The organism is Prosthecobacter sp., assembly GCF_044227185.1.
Lineage (GTDB): Bacteria > Verrucomicrobiota > Verrucomicrobiia > Verrucomicrobiales > Verrucomicrobiaceae > Prosthecobacter.
On record NZ_JBGAFO010000010.1, the window covers coordinates 106,116 to 121,774 of the forward strand.

General features: G+C 63.3%; 14 protein-coding genes. 5 read left to right on the forward strand and 9 right to left on the reverse strand.

The genetic code is table 11. The annotated features are described in order from the left end of the window. Nucleotides 1–2: 2 nt before the first annotated feature. On the forward strand, nucleotides 3–875 hold the full coding sequence (locus ACILSQ_RS22145) for a helix-turn-helix transcriptional regulator (protein ID WP_395745848.1): 873 nt from the start codon (nucleotides 3–5) through the stop codon (nucleotides 873–875). A gap of 6 nt (nucleotides 876–881) precedes the next feature. Here the strand turns inward: ACILSQ_RS22145 and ACILSQ_RS22150 are convergent, their stop codons facing one another. The 9 genes from ACILSQ_RS22150 to ACILSQ_RS22190 form a co-directional block, all read right to left on the reverse strand. Then, nucleotides 882–1,550, reverse strand: a complete 669-nt coding sequence (locus ACILSQ_RS22150; RefSeq protein WP_395745849.1) for a hypothetical protein — start codon at nucleotides 1,548–1,550, stop codon at nucleotides 882–884. Nucleotides 1,551–1,676: 126 nt separating this feature from the next. Next, nucleotides 1,677–1,925 carry an acyl carrier protein gene (locus tag ACILSQ_RS22155; protein ID WP_395745850.1) on the reverse strand — a complete coding sequence of 83 codons (249 nt, stop codon included), beginning with the start codon at nucleotides 1,923–1,925 and terminating at the stop codon, nucleotides 1,677–1,679. Then, nucleotides 1,922–3,169: a dihydrolipoamide acetyltransferase family protein gene (locus ACILSQ_RS22160; RefSeq protein ID WP_395745851.1), complete on the reverse strand. Its 1,248-nt coding sequence runs from the start codon at nucleotides 3,167–3,169 to the stop codon at nucleotides 1,922–1,924. Before ACILSQ_RS22160 ends, ACILSQ_RS22155 begins: the two co-directional genes overlap by 4 nt. Next, a complete protein-coding gene (locus tag ACILSQ_RS22165; protein WP_395745852.1) occupies nucleotides 3,162–4,163 on the reverse strand; it encodes an alpha-ketoacid dehydrogenase subunit beta in 1,002 nt (333 codons plus the stop codon). Before ACILSQ_RS22165 ends, ACILSQ_RS22160 begins: the two co-directional genes overlap by 8 nt. Beyond that, nucleotides 4,160–5,140 carry a pyruvate dehydrogenase (acetyl-transferring) E1 component subunit alpha gene (pdhA, locus tag ACILSQ_RS22170; protein ID WP_395745853.1) on the reverse strand — a complete coding sequence of 327 codons (981 nt, stop codon included), beginning with the start codon at nucleotides 5,138–5,140 and terminating at the stop codon, nucleotides 4,160–4,162. Before pdhA ends, ACILSQ_RS22165 begins: the two co-directional genes overlap by 4 nt. Then, on the reverse strand, nucleotides 5,140–6,891 hold the full coding sequence (gene acsA, locus ACILSQ_RS22175) for an acetate--CoA ligase (RefSeq protein ID WP_395745854.1): 1,752 nt from the start codon (nucleotides 6,889–6,891) through the stop codon (nucleotides 5,140–5,142). The genes pdhA and acsA overlap by 1 nt, the downstream gene beginning before the upstream one ends. 177 nt (nucleotides 6,892–7,068) lie before the next feature. Beyond that, complete coding sequence (locus ACILSQ_RS22180; RefSeq protein ID WP_395745855.1) at nucleotides 7,069–7,179, reverse strand: hypothetical protein; 111 nt, start codon at nucleotides 7,177–7,179, stop codon at nucleotides 7,069–7,071. 21 nt (nucleotides 7,180–7,200) lie between these two features. Next, on the reverse strand, nucleotides 7,201–8,748 hold the full coding sequence (locus tag ACILSQ_RS22185) for a hypothetical protein (RefSeq protein ID WP_395745856.1): 1,548 nt from the start codon (nucleotides 8,746–8,748) through the stop codon (nucleotides 7,201–7,203). A gap of 31 nt (nucleotides 8,749–8,779) precedes the next feature. Further along, nucleotides 8,780–10,315, reverse strand: a complete 1,536-nt coding sequence (locus ACILSQ_RS22190) for a YifB family Mg chelatase-like AAA ATPase (RefSeq protein ID WP_395745857.1) — start codon at nucleotides 10,313–10,315, stop codon at nucleotides 8,780–8,782. A gap of 138 nt (nucleotides 10,316–10,453) precedes the next feature. Between ACILSQ_RS22190 and ACILSQ_RS22195 the strand changes: the two genes are divergently transcribed. Genes ACILSQ_RS22195 through ACILSQ_RS22210 form a run of 4 tightly spaced genes read left to right on the forward strand, consistent with a single transcriptional unit; the run spans nucleotide 10,454 to nucleotide 15,658 of the window. Next, entirely contained in the window at nucleotides 10,454–10,669 is a 216-nt protein-coding gene (locus ACILSQ_RS22195) for a hypothetical protein (protein WP_395745858.1), read from the forward strand. Further along, on the forward strand, nucleotides 10,666–13,653 hold the full coding sequence (locus ACILSQ_RS22200) for an ATP-binding protein (RefSeq protein ID WP_395745859.1): 2,988 nt from the start codon (nucleotides 10,666–10,668) through the stop codon (nucleotides 13,651–13,653). The genes ACILSQ_RS22195 and ACILSQ_RS22200 overlap by 4 nt, the downstream gene beginning before the upstream one ends. Continuing rightward, nucleotides 13,650–14,903 (forward strand): glycosyltransferase family 4 protein, encoded by a 1,254-nt coding sequence (locus ACILSQ_RS22205; protein ID WP_395745860.1) that lies wholly within the window; start codon nucleotides 13,650–13,652, stop codon nucleotides 14,901–14,903. Before ACILSQ_RS22200 ends, ACILSQ_RS22205 begins: the two co-directional genes overlap by 4 nt. After that, entirely contained in the window at nucleotides 14,903–15,658 is a 756-nt protein-coding gene (locus ACILSQ_RS22210) for a sugar transferase (RefSeq protein WP_395745861.1), read from the forward strand. The genes ACILSQ_RS22205 and ACILSQ_RS22210 overlap by 1 nt, the downstream gene beginning before the upstream one ends. The last annotated feature ends 1 nt before the right edge of the window (nucleotide 15,659 follow it).

Here is a 15,659-nt window from a genome sequence, read left to right on the forward strand (position 1 = left end):
CCATGTCTGCCGCTGCTCCCGAACCTCCGTTTCGCTCATGGACGGCCATGCCTGAGCGTGTGGAGGCCGACTGGCCCGCTGCCACGGCGGCCCATGCGCTGGTGGCGCATCTGAATTTTCGCGGCGAGGCCGAACTGCGCTGGAAGGACGGCAGCACCACCCCGATCGCGCCGCGGACGATTCTGTGGCTGCGGGCCGGTCCGGCGGAGCTGCAAATGGCGCGCCGTCTGGCCAGCCGTGACCGGCATGAATGCCTGACTCTGGTATTTCCTGATACGTGGCTGCGCATGACTCTGCAAGGAGTCACCTCGCCTCCGGGAGAGGCGTTTCAACCGCTGATCCACGGCACGAACCGCAGTCTGCTGCGGCAGCCGCTGACGGAGGAGGATGCCGGGTGGGCGCGGGGAGCCATGCCGCCTCATCTGTGCTCGCAGGCCAGGCAACTGCTGGACTCGGCGCGACTGACGGAGTTTTTCGTCCATTCGATCTTTCGCCATGATGCGGGGCCCGAAGCCGGTGTGGCGATCAGCCGCACGCAGCGCATCGCGCAGGAGCGGGTGCAGCGGGTGAAGAATCTCATGCTCGCGCAGCTCGATGCGCCGCCATCCCTGGATGAACTGGCGGTGGCCGCCGGGTGCAACCCGAGCCATCTCAGCCGCACCTTCACGCAGATCGAAGGGAGGACGCTTTCACAGTGGCTGCGGCGGGTGCGCATTGAGCATGCGGCATCCCTCATTGCCAGCGGCAAATGCAATGTGTCCGAAGCCGCGCTGGAAGTGGGCTACCAGAGCTTCTCGCACTTCAGCCGCGCCTTTGCGGAGGAGAAAGGCGTGCCGCCTTCCCAATGGGTGCGGCGTTTGGGCGGCGGAAAGTAGCGGGCCCTACTTCACCGTCCAGTAGAGCGAGGCACTGTGACTGGTGATGCCGAAGGGAACGCCATTGAAGAAGCCGGGCAGTTCCTCGGAATAACGGGCGACGGCGAGGAGGTACTGGCCGGGCTTGGAGATATCCGGTGCGCGCACGTAGCCCTCGGCATCGGCCTGGAGCTTTTGATCGGTGACCTTGGGGGAGAAGAAGAGCAGCTCGACATTGGGGAGAGGCTTGCCACGGAAGTACACGCGTGCCTCGCCGGGCTTGCCGGTGGGGACGACGTCCATGGTCATCGCAGGGGTGCCGGCACCGGCGCCTTCCGGCTGCCAGCGGCAGTAGAAGATGGGCGCGCGGGCGGGCTTGTCCTCGTGCAGCTTGCGCACGGTGAAGTGGGCCTGGGCAAAGGCGGGCCTGGTGCCATCGGTTTTGCCGAGGAAGAAATGATCCTTCTTTTTGACCACATCGAAAAGCTGCGGCTGGCCTTTGTCGTCAAGCGTCCAGCCGGAGACCTGCGTGAAGGAATCGAGATGGCCAGGGGATGTCTCGAATTCATCCCCCCACTGGGCGAAGCGAACGCCGAGGCCTGTATGGTCCGGAAGTTCTTCGATCCAGAGGGAGTGTGCGGAGGCTGCGAGAGGCAGGAGGGCGAAAGCGGCGAGGTGGATGAGGGAGCGGATCATGGCGGGGCTGGGGAGGATTCACTGAGGACATACATGCGATGAAGACGAAGTTCTTGCGTCCTTTTGTCAGGAACTGCCGCTGGCTTGCGCCCGCACCGCATCTCTCTCCTTCTTTTATCGACGACCTCACTTCGTCATTTTAGCCAGCAGGTACTGGGTCATGCTCTCAATCGTGTTCAGCTTGCCGTAGTCGGCCTCGGGGATTTCCGTGCCGAGCTTCTCGTGCAGGCTGATGAGGAAGTTCAGAAAATCGAAGGAGTCGATGTCGAGTGTCTCACGGATCTTTTGCCCAGGGAGCAGGGCCGTGGGGTCGGACTCGGGTGCGACCTTGCGGAGGCCTTCGCAGATGATGGTTTTCAGCTCGGCTTCGGTCATAAGGATTCGGGCGTTTGGAAATGCTGGTTCAGCGCGTCGAGAAACTGCGCGCCGGTGTGGCCGTCCGTGGCGCGGTGATCAGCAGCCAGGCTCGCAGTCATCACGGGATGCACGCCCAGCATGCCGTCCCTGGCCCAGGGCTGCTCCATGATCCTGCCAAAACCCACCAGCGCCACCTGCGGCGGATAGATGACGCCGAACACACTCTCCACACCGAGATCGCCAAGGCTGGTGACGGTGAGGGTGGCATCGGTCATCTCGGAGCTGCGCAAGCGCCCGGCCCGCGCCCGCGGGATGAGATCTCGTAGCGCGGCCATGATCTCGTCGCAATTCATCTCCGCCACGTCGTGAATGGCCGGCGCGACGAGGCCGCCGCCTTTCATGGAGATGGCAAATCCGAGATGAATGTCCTTGGAGATGCGGTGCTCGTCCTCGATCCAGAAGCCATTGAGCGCGGGCACGTCCCGCAGGGCTTTGGCCACGGCCTTGAGCAGCAGCACGGCTGGCAGCAGGCGGTCTTTGATGCTGCGTTTTGCGTTTTCGGCTTCGAGCCATTTCAGCGCCGCGCTCATGTCGATGCGGGTCTGCAGGTAGTAATGCGGGATCTCACGGTTTGATTTCGCCATCGCTGCAGCGATGGCGCGGCGCATGCGGTCGGCGGTGGATGCCGGAGCTTGCTGAGTGGCGCGCTCCACATCCGCCTGCTCAATGATTCCGCCCGCGCCCGGGGTGATGCCTGCCAGATCCATGCCGCGCTCCGCCGCGAGTTTGCGTGCGCGTGGCGAAGCCTTCACCCGCGCACCCTCGGCCCGTGCTGGCGCCTTCAGGGCTGCCACGGCATGCTCCACGTCTTCACGCGAGATCAATCCGCCCGGCCCGGTGCCCGTGAGCCTGCTGAGATCCACGCCGGTTTCAGCCGCGATCTTCCGCGCCAGGGGTGATGCATGGACGCGCGGCGCAGCCACGGGCGGAGGAGCAGCCGCAGCTTTCGGAGGAGCCGCAGGTTCGCCAGTTCCTCGGATCACCGCCATCACAGTTCCCACGGGGATCTTCGCCCCGGGTTCGATGTTGATCTGCTCGATCACGCCGGTCTCGAAGCACTCGATGTCGATGATGCCCTTCTCCGTGTCCACCTCGGCAATGACCTCGCCGCGCTTCACCGCGTCGCCGGGTTTGACGTGCCACTTCACGAGCGTCCCGGCGGCCATGTCAGCGCCGAGGTTTGGCATCACAAATTCAGCCATGGCAGTGGGTGAGTTGTTGGATGGCGGCGGTGATCGTTTCCACCTGCGGCAGCGCTGCAGTCTCCAGATGCTTCGCGTAGGGCATCGGCACTTCGGCGCTGCACAGCCGCGCGACTGGCGCGTCCAGCTCGTAAAACGCCTGCTCCATCATGCGCGAGCTGATCTCCGCGGAGATGCCGCCGCTGCGCCAGCCTTCATCTACGATCAGGGCGCGGTGCGTCTTCGCAAGGCTGGCCATGATGGTGGCGTCATCCAGCGGACGCAGCACCCGCAGGTCGATGACCTCCGTGCTGATGCCCTCTTTCTCCAGCGCCGCCGCGGCTTCCAGCGCCTTGTGCAGGCTGGCGCCGTAGGTCAGCACGGAGACGTCCCTGCCCTCCCGCCGCACACGCGCCTTTGCGATGTCCACCGCACCGGCATCGGCGGGCAGCTCGCCCTCCATGTTGTACAGCGTCTGATTTTCAAAGATGAGCACGGGATCAGGGTCCTCCAGCGCCGCCGCCAACATGCCATAGCCGTCTTCCAAAGTCGCGGGCGTGAGCACCTTGATGCCGGGGATGTGGGCATACCAGCCTTCGAGACTGTGCGAATGCTGCGCGGCGAGCTGCTTGCCCCCGCCGGTGGCCATGCGGATGACCAGCGGCACATGGAACTGCCCGCCGGACATGTGCAGCAGCGTGGCCGCCGTGTTCATGATCTGGTCCAGCGCCAGCAGGCTGAAGTTGCAGGTCATGATCTCGACGATGGGCCGCATGCCGCCGAGCGCCGCGCCGATGCCCGCGCCCACGAATGCGGATTCCATCAGCGGCGTGTCGCGGATGCGCTCCGGGCCAAACTCGGCCAGCAGGCCTTTGCTCACCGCAAAGCAGCCGCCGTAGTTTCCCACGTCCTCGCCCATCATGAAGACGCGCGGGTCGCCGCGCAGCGCCGCGCGGATGCCCTCGCGCACCGCATCGCGGAAGGTCATCTTTCTGGCTGGGGTCGTGGCGCTCATGATGCTTTTTCCTCCGAATAGACGAAGCGCGTGAGATCGCCCACGGGCTCCCATGTCCCCGCCTCGGCAAAGGCCACGGCGTCTTCCACCTGCTTCAGGGCTTCCGCCTCGGCACTGCTGAGGTCTTCGTCAGACAGCACGCCGGCGCTCTTCATGGCGTCGAAGAAAAGCGGGATGGGATCGCGCTTTTTCCATTCGTTCACCTCGTCCTTGCTGCGGTACAGTTCTGCATCAAACATCGAGTGCGCGCGGAAGCGGTAGGTGCGGCACTCCAGCAGGTAGGGCTGCCCCTCCCGCACCTGCGCCACCGCCTTTGCCGCCGCGGCGCTCACGGCCAGCAGGTCCATGCCATCCACCGCGGCGCTTTCTACGCCGTAGGCCGCGCCCTTCCTGGAGATGTCCGTGACCGATTCGCTCAGCCGCAGCGCCGTGCCCATGGCGTAGAGGTTGTTCTCGCACAGAAAGAGCACCGGCAGCCTCCACAGCGCGGCCAGATTCATAGCCTCGTGAAATTCGCCCTCCGCCACCGCGCCTTCGCCGAAGAAGCACACCGTCACGCCTTTGCGGTTCTGCATCTTGTCCGCCAGCGCCAGCCCCACTGCGAGCGGCAGCCCGCCGCCGACGATCCCATTGCCGCCGCAGAAGCGCGTCTTCGCATCAAACAGATGCATGGACCCGCCGCGCCCGCGCGCGCAGCCTTCGGCCTTGCCATACATCTCCGCCATGATCGCGCCCGCAGGCACGCCGCGCGCCAGCGCCTGCCCATGCTCGCGGTAAGTAGCCACAATCGCATCCTCCGACCGCAGGTGCTCGATCACGCCCGTGGCCACCGCCTCCTCGCCGATGTACAAATGCATGAAGCCGCGGATCTTCGAGGCGCTGTAAAGCTCCACGCATTTCTCCTCAAAGCGCCGGATCAGCACCATCATGTGCAGAAGCCTCCGCGCGTGGTCGTGATCTGGCAGTATGGTGCTCATCAGGTGTTCTCCAGGGTGGACAAATCTCCTTCCGGCAGGCCCAGCTCGCGTGCCTTGAGCAGCCGGCGCATGACTTTGCCGCTGCGCGTTTTTGGCAGCGTCTCGATGAAGGCGATCTCCTTCGGCGCGACGGCGGGGCCGAGCCGTTTTCTGCCGAAGCCGAGCAGCTCCTGCTGCAGCTCCGGGCACGCGGCGTGGCCGGCCTTGAGCACGACGAAGGCTTTCACCAGCTCACCGATCAGCGGGTCCGGCTTCCCGATCACACCGGCCTCAGCCACGGCGGGATGCTCCATGAAGGCGCTCTCGACTTCAAACGGGCCGACCATGTGGCCGGAGGTTTTGATGATGTCATCCGCGCGACCGACGAACCAGAAGTAACCGTCCGCATCGCGCCGGGCCAGATCCCCGCTGAGATACCAGCCGCCGGCGAAGCATTTGGCGTAGCGCGCCTCATCATGCAGATAGGCGCGAAACATGGAAGGCCAGCCGGGGCGCAGCGCCAGCTCTCCTTCCACATCAGGCTGCGTCACTTCCTCCACGCCGCTGTCTGTGCGGTGCACGATGGCCGCCTCAATGCCGGGCAGCGGCCTGCCCATCGAGCCGGGGCGGATGTCCATCGACGCGTAGTTTGCGATCATGATGCCGCCGGTTTCCGTCTGCCACCAGTTGTCGTGAATGGGCAGGCCCAGCGCCTCCTGCCCCCAGACCACGGCCTCCGGATTCAAAGGCTCCCCCACGCTGTGGACCAGCCGCAGGGCGCCCAGGTCATACTGCGCGCACGGCTCGCCGGGCATGCGCATGAGGCGGCGGATGGCGGTGGGTGCGCTGTACCATACCGTGACTTTCTGATCCTGCAGCAGGCGGTACCAGCGCTCCGCGTCAAAGTCCGCTTCATCCACGATGTTCGTCACGCCGTGCAGCAGCGGCGCGAAGATGCCATACGATGTGCCCGTAACCCAGCCGGGATCTGCAGTGCACCAGAAGATGTCATCGGCATGCAGGTCCAGCACCTGGCGGCCCGTGGCGAAATGCGTGAGCACGGCCGCGTGCACGTGCACCGCCCCTTTCGGCATGCCCGTGGTGCCGCTGGTGAAATGCAGCAGCGCCATGTCTTCCGGCGAGGTGTGGGGAACCTCAAACGTCTCCGCCGCGGCTGCCATGAGTTTGGGCAGCGAGCGCACTTTCGTGCTCAGGTCTTCCTGCGCGTCTGCCAGCAGCACGTGCTGCAGCGCCGGGAGTCGCTCCAGCAAACCGACCACCTTTTTTTCAAACAAAGCCGTCGTTGTGACCAGAACTTTTGCATCACCACGGCTCAGGCGCTGCCATACGGGCTCCGGCCCGAACTGGGAGAACAGCGGGCAGAACACGGCCGCGTTCTTCAGTGTGCCCAGCGCGGCGAGATACAGCTCCGGCACGCGGCCCATGAGTGCGAACACGCGCTCGCCCTTGGTCACTCCCAGCGCGCGCAGCACATTTGCAAACTTCGCTGAGCCACGGGCCAGATCCGCATACGTGAAGTCGCGCACCTCCTCTTCCTTGCTGATCCAGCGCAGCGCCACCTGCGCCCCGCGCCCGGACGCGACATGCCTGTCCACGGCCAGGCTCGCGATATTCAGGCGGCCATCCGCCGACTGGCCCAGCTCCGCGCGGATGGTGTCCCAGGAGAATTCAGCCCGCGCCTTGGCGTAGTCCGGCATGTTTGGCTGCACGCGCCATGCGGAGGCATCTTTGACGATCGGTGTGAAGTTCATGGCGCGCGTGAAACCTGCGCCAGATTACTTTTGTGAAGAGCGCCCAAGCCACCTCGCTCTTGCGAGAATGTGGCTCTCCATTGCCTTCACCAGAGGCTGATGCCGGATGCCCATCCGCTTTTCGAACCCCGCCCCGGCCTCCGAGGGACTCAGGAACCGGCGGCGGTGGCATCCGCATCAAGTCCAGAAATTGCGATCCAAGGTGCGGTAGTTAACAGCCTCCAGCAGGTTGTCGCTGCTGATGGATGGGACGCCTTGCAGATCCGCGAGGGTGCGGGCGACTTTCAATATTTGCGGTACGCGGGTCCATCACTCAATCCAGTAGCTGAAGAGGTCTGCGTTTTGAAGATGGAAGCGGAGGCGGATCGGAAGGCCTGCCGGGAGAGCCGCCGTGTTTTTCCAGTGAACGGGCAGCTTCACGGCATCCTGATTATGGATGATGCAGGCCTCCTTTTCATAACCTGCGATCGTTTGGCCCGCCGCATCCAGAACCTCCACCATGAGGCGGCCGTTTCCGGCAGCCACATTGACGGAAAGCCGGGTTCCTTCTGGAACGAATTCATGGGTTTCGATGGTTCCCGGCTCTTCTTTGGCCTGCAAGGAAGCCAGGCCGTCGATGCGCCAGGTGGCCAGCGCGATGGACTGCTGCTTCTCCGGCGGCAGGCCTCCGTGCGGAGTGGTCACGGCGGTGTAGTACATCCACATCTCGTCGCCGACGAAGACCGGAGCATTGCAAAGGCCAAAGATGCTTCCCTCATCATAGGCGTGAGGTCCCAGAGGGATGACCGGACTGCGATCCGAACAGCGATGCCAGTGGCGGCCGTCCCGGCTGGTGACGAGTTTTACATCGATGATGCCGGTGGCGGACCTCTTGTGGCCATCCACCTCGTCATTGCCAAACAAGGCGGAAGGCGGCTCGACCCGGCGAAAGTGGGTGACAAACCCCAGCCACTGCCCGGCATAAGGAAAGGCGGACAGATTGTAATACTCCGAGTAGGTGCCGCCCTTCAGCTTTCGGGCGGCTTTGTTGTCCACCTCATCCGCCACCACCACTGGATGCGGCTCGGACCAGTGCTGCATGTCCTTGCTCACCGAGAGAAACACATGGCGGATGCCCACCACCCGGGGGTCTCCCTGGCGCTTGTGAAAGGCCAGGTATTCTCCCGTCACCGGATCTTGTGAAAGGGTGATGGTGTCGCAGCCAAGCAGGATGGGCTCCGGCTCAATCGTCCAGTGCAAGCCATCGGGAGAATAGGCCGCGTAATACAGGCGGTGGTCCTTGTCCCGATACCAATCAACCAGCTCAAACTTGTCCTTGAGCCGTTGCAGTTTGGCATCGTCCACACCCCGGCTGGCGTTGCCAACCGCCTTGAACCGCTTTTTCGGGTCTGTCTCGAACTTGTCCTCAATGATGCTGGGACTGTGCAGATGAAGATCGGTTTCATTGGTCTCTCCGGCGATGTTCAAAACCGGGCGTTCCCAGTGGATGCCGTCGCCGGAGGTGGCGTAAAGCACGCTGCCTGGATCGGCATACCACATCCTGAAAGCCCCCGTTTTCGCGTCGCGGAGCACCGTGCCATAAATGTTCAGCCGCTTGTCCACCACGCCGTCCTTCGTCCTCACCTCCCAGGGCATCTCCGCGGTGAGCACCGGATGCTCCCGCTTTTTCGCCGGATGCACGACGCGGGCCACGGCGTGCTTGCTGCGAATCATGACGCTGTCCACGAAGAGCTGCTTCTCCCCCTTCTTGAGGGCCGGTGGAGGCGGACGCTTCAGCGGGCCCTCCTGAGAAAACGAAGGCGCGGCGAGCATCAGGACGCTGAGGCAGGCGAAACAGTGCAGAACGTGATGAGTCATTGCTTGGGCGGTTGGTGGCTGGCTCCGATGATCAGGCCCACATCTTGCGGTCCAGCGTGCGGTAGCTGATGGCTTCAAGGACATTGTCCGCACTGATCTTGTCGGCCCCTGCCAGGTCTGCCAGAGTACGGGCCACCTTGAGAATGCGGTCGTGGGCGCGGGCGCTGAAATTCATCTCGCTCATGGCGTGCTCGAGGCAGCCGGAGGCCTCGGCATCGAGCTCGCAGTGCTTTTTGATGAGGCGCGGCGTCATGCTGCTGTTGGTGTGCACGCCGGCGTTTTTGGCAAAACGCTCTTGCTGCATGCCGCGCGCGGTTTCGACACGCCTGCGGATGTTTGCAGAGGCCTCGCCCCCCTCGCTGGAGGCCAGCGCCTTGTAATCGACGAGCGGCACATCCACGTGGAGATCGATGCGATCGAGCAAGGGACCGCTGATGCGCTGACGGTAGCGGTGAATCACCGCCGAGCCGCAGCGGCATTCGCGTTTCAAATCGCCGTAATAACCGCAAGGGCATGGGTTCATGGCGGCCACCAGCATGAATTTGGCCGGGAAAGTGACGGAACCAGCGGCGCGGGAGATGGTGACCTTGCCGTCTTCAAGGGGCTGGCGCAGGACTTCGAGCGTGCTGCGGCGGAACTCGGGGAGTTCATCGAGAAAGAGCACGCCGTTGTGGGCGAGCGAGACTTCACCCGGCCCGGGATTGGTGCCGCCGCCGAGCAGGCCGGCATCACTGATGGTGTGGTGCGGCGAGCGAAACGGACGGGTGGCGACGAAGGCGCTGGTCTCGCTGAGCAATCCAGCGGCGCTGTGGATCTTGGTGGTCTCGATGGCCTCCTCCTCACTCATGCGGGGCATGATGGTGGGGATGCGTTTGGCGATCATCGACTTGCCGGTGCCAGGCGGGCCGATCATCAGGAGGCCATGCCCGCCGCTGACGGCGATCTCGATGGCGCGGATGGCATCGGCCTGCCCTTTCACGTCATTGAAATCGATGTCGTAATGCGAGACGGCGGCAAAGAGCTCCGCGGCACGGCAGGGCTCAGGAGCGAGCTCCAGATCACCTTTGAGATAGTCCACGGCCTCGCGCAGGTTTTGCACACCCACGATTTCAATGCCGGCGACGACGCTGGCCTCGAGTGCGGCGCGTTTCGGCACCAGCAGCCGCTTGCGGCCTTTGCGCCGTGCTTCGAGAGCCACGGCGAGCAGGCCGCGCACAGGACGCAGTTCGCCATTGAGGGCCAGCTCTCCGATCATGGCCGTCTCGGGGAGCATGCCCATGGGAATGCGGGACCGATGGGCGATCAATGAAATGGCAATGGGCAGGTCAAAACCGGGCCCCTCTTTTTTCAGATCGGCCGGCGCCAGATTCACGGTGGTGACTCCGTCATTCATCATGAAACCGGAGGAGGAGATGGCCGCAGTCACACGCTCCCGGCTCTCCTTCACCGAGGCATCCGGCAGCCCCACAATGAACATCTTGGGTGTGCCCCCGCTGTCATACGATTCAATCTCCACCTCCATGGCATCAACGCCGACGAGAGTGGCTGAGTAGGTTCTGGCGATCATTCGACGCGGATTATTCAGAAGTTCATGCCGAGAGCAAGCAGTCGATTTAAGCAGGGATGCATGGAGGCTGTCCCCACATCTGCGGGGAATGACGTTACGACGCGGGAAGCGATGTTTGGGAACCCTTATTTTCCCCGCATGTACCGCCTTCTCAACAAAGCTGCTGAAGACCTTCCCGCCGTCAGGCGCGGACCTGATTTGCAAGTGGACAACGTCGCGGCTTTTGTGCCGGATGCGGCACCGGAACAGCAGCGCCATGACGGGGAGCCGCCGCCCGTGAGTCTGCCTGATCCGAAAGCCCTCTGGGCTGAATGGAAGGCCTTTGAAGCACGCTGGACGTCCCTGGCGGCATGAACGGGGAAGGCTCCAGCACTCTGGACTACGGGCACGTCAGCCTGCGGGATTTTGTGCGGGTGTTTCCGTTCTATTTTGCGTGGGATGCGAACGACATCATCACGGAAGCCGGCGCCTCCCTTCTCAAGATCTGCCCCAGGGCGAAACCGGGCGCCCGGCTGCAGGATGTCTTCCGTGCACAAAGTCCGGAGGGAGAATTCTGCGATGCGCACGCGCGCGCCAATCCGGACCGTTTGTTCCTGCTCGAAGACCTGCGGCAGAGCGTGATGCTGCGCGGCCAGATGCTGCTGCTGGACCGCCCGCGACGCGGCATCATGCTGGCCTCTCCCTGGCTGACGGAGCCGGACCAGGCGCATCAACTGGGGCTGACGCCGCACGACTTTGCTGTGCATGATCAGACGCTGGACCTGCTGCAGGTGCTGCAGATGCAGCGGAAGGTCACGGCAGATCTACAACGGCTGGCAGCGCAGCTCACCGAGCAGCGCCTGCGGCTGCGCGAGCAGGAGGGGCAGTCCCGCAAGCTCGCGCTCGTCGCGGCGAGAACCGACAACGCGGTGATTGTCACGGATGCGGCGGGACGCATTGAATGGGTGAACGAAGGTTTCACGCGAATGACCGGCTGGCTGGCCGATGAGGTCATGGGCCGGCAGCCGGGAGAATTTTTGCGCTGTCCTGAAGCGGATCCGGGCGCTGACAGCTTCATGAACCAGTGCCTGCAGCAGCAGCGCGGATTTCGCGTGGAGATGCTCAACTACCACCGTTCCGGCCGCAAATACTGGTCATCCATCGAAATCCAGCCAATCCGGAATGAGGCGGGCGAAGTGGTGAACTTCATGTCCATCGAGAGTGACGTGACCCAGCGGCGGCAAGACGACCAGCGCCGGGCCCTGCAGTTTTCCACCAGCCGCACGCTGGCCGAAGCAGACAGCATGCGTCAGGCGGCGGCAAAGGTGATCCAGCTCATCTGCAACCAGCTCGGCTGGATCGCGGGATCCCTGTGGATGCTGGACTCTGAGCAGCAGGACCTCCACCTGGCGGAAATCTGGCACTCACCGCTCAAGGACATCGCCCCCTTTGTGGAGCTCTGCCGGGCATCGACGTTTAAACCGGGCCAGGGGCTGCCAGGCATCGTCTTGAACAGCGGACAGCCACAGTGGATTCGCGACGTGGCGGAGCATGCGGAATGCCCGCGCTCGGCCGTGGCCAGGAAATGCCATCTGCATGGCGCCATTGCATTCCCCATCGTGGCTCAGGGAGACGTTCTCGGTGTGCTGGAGCTGTTCAGCAGTGATGCCCACGCCCCGGAGGAGTCGCTGCTGGAAGCCTTTGCCGGCATTGGCAATCAACTCGGCCAGTTCATCGTGCGCAAATGTGTGGAGCAGAACCTGGTGAGCGCCAAGGAGGCCGCCGAGAGCGCCAACCGTGCGAAGAGCGAATTTCTGGCCACCATGAGCCACGAAATCCGCACGCCGATGAACGGCATCATCGGCATGTCCTCCCTGCTGCTGGACACGCAGCTGGATACGAAACAGCATGAGATGGTGGAGGCGGTGCGCCAGAGCGGCGAAGCCCTCATGACCATCATCGAGGACATTTTGGATTTTTCCAAAATCGAGGCGCGCAGGCTGGATCTCGTGGAGGAAACCTTCCGTCTGGATTCGATCATCGACGGCGTGGTGGCGCTGCTGCAGCACAAGGCCATTTCACGCCGTGTGGAATTGAAGGTGGAGATCGACCCGGAGGTGCCTCTCGCATTGAAGGGAGACCCTGGACGACTGCGTCAGATCTTGATGAACCTGGTGGGCAACGGGATCAAATTCACCGACCAGGGCAGCATCTGCATCCAGGCGCGCCGGGTGGCCACGCCTGAAGGCGAACCAGCGCAGATCGAGATCAGCGTGATCGACACGGGCATCGGCATGAACGAGGAGCAGCAGCGGAAACTGTTCCTGGCCTTCTCCCAGGTGGACAGCTCCACCACGCGCCGGTTTGGCGGCACGGGTCTGGGACTCGCCATCAGCAAACGGCTGGTGGAACTGATGGGAGGCTCCATCGGAGTGGTCAGCACGCCGGGGCTGGGCTCGCGTTTCTGGTTTAAACTGCCCGTTCGCGAAGTGTCCGCGGCCGAAGAGAAGGAGGAAAATGAACGGCAGGCGCAGGCCGGCGAGCAGGCCCAGCAGCCCGTGTGCACCCACAAACCCAGGCTGCTGGTGGTGGAGGACAACGAGGTCAATCTGCGCATGGCCATCATGATGCTCGAAAAGCATGGCTTCACCGCCGATGTGGCCCGTGACGGGGAGCAGGCCGTGGACCAGTTTGCCGCGCGCGCCTACGACGCCATCTTGATGGACTGCCACATGCCGCACATGGACGGGCATGAGGCGACACGGGCCATCCGTGAAATCGAAGCCAGCACACACTGGCGGCGGCCGCACTGCCGCATCATTGCCATGACGGCGAACGTGATGGATGGCGAACGCGAGCGCTGCTTTGAAGCCGGCATGGATGACTACGTGTCCAAGCCGCTGCGGGCCAAGGCACTGACGGAGGCTCTGGCGCGGATCCAGGTGCTGGAACCACACAAAGAGCCGGAGAGCATCAGCGGCTGGAGAGATGAAGACGCGTGCAGCGCCAAAGAGGCTGTGAAAATGCTGGCGGACGAACTGAGCGCCGAAGACACCGCGGAGCTGATCGAGAACTGGCTCAAGGACACGCCGGAGCGCATCACGGACCTGGAGAAACTGGCGGCGGGGCAGGACCAGCCGGCGCTGCGGCGCACCGCTCATTCCCTGAAAGGCAGCAGCTCCCTTTTTGGCCTCACTCACATTCACTCCCTCTGCCGGGATCTCGAACATCTGGCGGAGAGCAGCAGCCGCGCGGAACAGCCCTCACTGGTGGCGCAGATCCGGCATGGCTTTGCGACGGCCGAGCCCTCCCTGCGCCAGGAACTGAATCATCTCCGAACCCCGACGCTCACCTCATGAAAATTCTCTACGTTCACGAACGGTTTGGCGCCCTGGCAGGCGCCGAGGCAAACGCCTTCATCACCGCCCAGGAGCTGGCCGCGCGCGGTCACCAGACCGGCATGCTGCACGGCCCGGGCACCGGCAAAAACGAAGAAGGCTGGAGCCGTGCGTTCACAGAGCGTTTCCCACTGGCCGGCGACAGCGCCGCGCAGACCCGCGCCGCACTGGCCGCCTTCCAGCCAGATGCGGTGTATGTGCATAAAATGGCCGACCTTGAGGTGATTCAGGCCCTGGTGGACAGCGGGCGTCCGCTCGTGCGCATGGTGCACGATCACGACATCTACTGCATGCGCAGCTACAAGTATCACTACTTCTCCCGCAAAATCTGCACGCGTGCCGCCTCCCTCTACTGCGTGTTTGGCTGCGGCGCCTGTCTGGTCAAAAACAACAGCGGCGGTTTTCCTCTCAAGTGGGTGAGCTACCGTGCCAAAAAGCGGGAGATCGCCCTGAACCGCCGCTTTCACCGCATGGTGGTGGTGACTGAATACATGCGGGACGAACTGCTGCACAATGGCTTTGACGCCAGGCGCATCGAGATTCACGCGCCGGTGCCGCGCATGGGCGACCCCAAGCTGCGCAGCAGCTTCAGCGACAGAAATCTCATCCTCTACGCCGGCCAGATCATCCGCGGGAAAGGCGTGGATGTCTTGCTCGAGTCGCTGGCACGAGTGAAGTCAAAATTTGAATGCATCATTCTGGGAGATGGCAACCACAAGGCGCACTGCGAAGAGCTGAGCCGGAAACTGGGCCTGGCAGACCGGGTGCATTTCAAGGGCTTCATCCCCCAGGAGGAACTGAAGGCCTACTACCGAGAGTGCAGCGTCGTCGCGCTGAGCAGTGTGTGGCCGGAGCCCATCGCCACCATTGGTCTGGAAGTCATGCGCTATGCGCTGCCGGTCGTGGCATTTGACGCCGGCGGGATCAAGGACTGGCTCAAGGACGGTTATAACGGCCGTCTTGTGCCCTGGATGAACCGCCAGGCCTTTGCCTCCGCTTTGGATGAGCTGCTGCAAAACAAAGCCAAGGCGAAACAAATGGGTGAGAACGGCTTCCGGCTGGTGAGCGCGCAGTATGATTTCCCCGGCTACATTGCCGGTCTGGAGACGATGTTTGAGCGAGCCATCGGCGAATGCGGCCGCCGCGCACGCCACATTCCCCCACTTGAGGGGGGTTACAGGGCCAAGCCCGTTGTTACAGTTTCTGCGTGATGAAAAAAACGTCCGTTCCCGACGAGCCTCAAGTGCGGCGCATCCTCAAGGCCCAGAGCCGTCTCGGGCGCCTGAGAATGCGCTTTGCCATGCGCTTCAAGCGCTGCCTGTGGCTGGCCGTCGTCAATGGCACGCACGCGGTCAAACGGCTGTTTGACATCCTCATCAGCATCATCGCGCTGGTCCTGGCCGCGCCCCTGATGACTGTCATTGCGCTGCTGATCCGCAGAGACGGCGGGCCGGTCTTTTTCAAACAGCGGCGCATCGGGTTCAACGGCCGGGACTTCGAAATGCTGAAATTCCGCTCCATGTGTGTGGATGCCGAAGCGAAGCTGAGCCAGCTTCTGGCGCAGAACGAAATGTCTCAGGGCGTGACCTTCAAGATGAAGAACGACCCGCGCATCACGCCCATCGGCCGTTTCATTCGCAAGGCCTCCATTGATGAACTGCCGCAGTTCTTCAACGTGCTGCGGGGAGACATGTCCATCGTGGGCCCGCGCCCGTGCCTGCCGCGGGAGGCGGCGCTCTACTCCAGCGCCGACCGCAGACGCCTGCACGCCAAGCCGGGCGTCACCTGCCTGTGGCAGGTGGGCGAACGCGAAGGCCGCTTCTGGGAGACCGGCGGCCGCAACAGCATCGACTTCGGCGAGCAGGTCTCCCTGGATGTGCGCTGCATCGAAAGCCACTCCTTCCTGCGGGACCTGTGGATTCTGCTCAAAACCATTCCAGCCATCGTGCTGGGCAAAGGCATGTAAC

Excerpts from the sequence above, each read along its gene's own strand:
- ACILSQ_RS22195 (WP_395745858.1), top strand. The coding sequence starts at position 10,454 with ATGTACCGCCTTCTCAACAAAGCTGCTGAAGACCTTCCCGCCGTCAGG.
- ACILSQ_RS22145 (WP_395745848.1), top strand. The coding sequence starts at position 3 with ATGTCTGCCGCTGCTCCCGAACCTCCGTTTCGCTCATGGACGGCCATG.
- ACILSQ_RS22150 (WP_395745849.1), bottom strand. The coding sequence starts at position 1,550 with ATGATCCGCTCCCTCATCCACCTCGCCGCTTTCGCCCTCCTGCCTCTC.
- ACILSQ_RS22185 (WP_395745856.1), bottom strand. The coding sequence starts at position 8,748 with ATGACTCATCACGTTCTGCACTGTTTCGCCTGCCTCAGCGTCCTGATG.
- ACILSQ_RS22155 (WP_395745850.1), bottom strand. The coding sequence starts at position 1,925 with ATGACCGAAGCCGAGCTGAAAACCATCATCTGCGAAGGCCTCCGCAAG.
- ACILSQ_RS22200 (WP_395745859.1), top strand. The coding sequence starts at position 10,666 with ATGAACGGGGAAGGCTCCAGCACTCTGGACTACGGGCACGTCAGCCTG.
- ACILSQ_RS22165 (WP_395745852.1), bottom strand. The coding sequence starts at position 4,163 with ATGAGCGCCACGACCCCAGCCAGAAAGATGACCTTCCGCGATGCGGTG.
- acsA (WP_395745854.1), bottom strand. The coding sequence starts at position 6,891 with ATGAACTTCACACCGATCGTCAAAGATGCCTCCGCATGGCGCGTGCAG.
- pdhA (WP_395745853.1), bottom strand. The coding sequence starts at position 5,140 with ATGAGCACCATACTGCCAGATCACGACCACGCGCGGAGGCTTCTGCAC.
- ACILSQ_RS22160 (WP_395745851.1), bottom strand. The coding sequence starts at position 3,169 with ATGGCTGAATTTGTGATGCCAAACCTCGGCGCTGACATGGCCGCCGGG.
- ACILSQ_RS22190 (WP_395745857.1), bottom strand. The coding sequence starts at position 10,315 with ATGATCGCCAGAACCTACTCAGCCACTCTCGTCGGCGTTGATGCCATG.
- ACILSQ_RS22205 (WP_395745860.1), top strand. The coding sequence starts at position 13,650 with ATGAAAATTCTCTACGTTCACGAACGGTTTGGCGCCCTGGCAGGCGCC.
- ACILSQ_RS22210 (WP_395745861.1), top strand. The coding sequence starts at position 14,903 with ATGAAAAAAACGTCCGTTCCCGACGAGCCTCAAGTGCGGCGCATCCTC.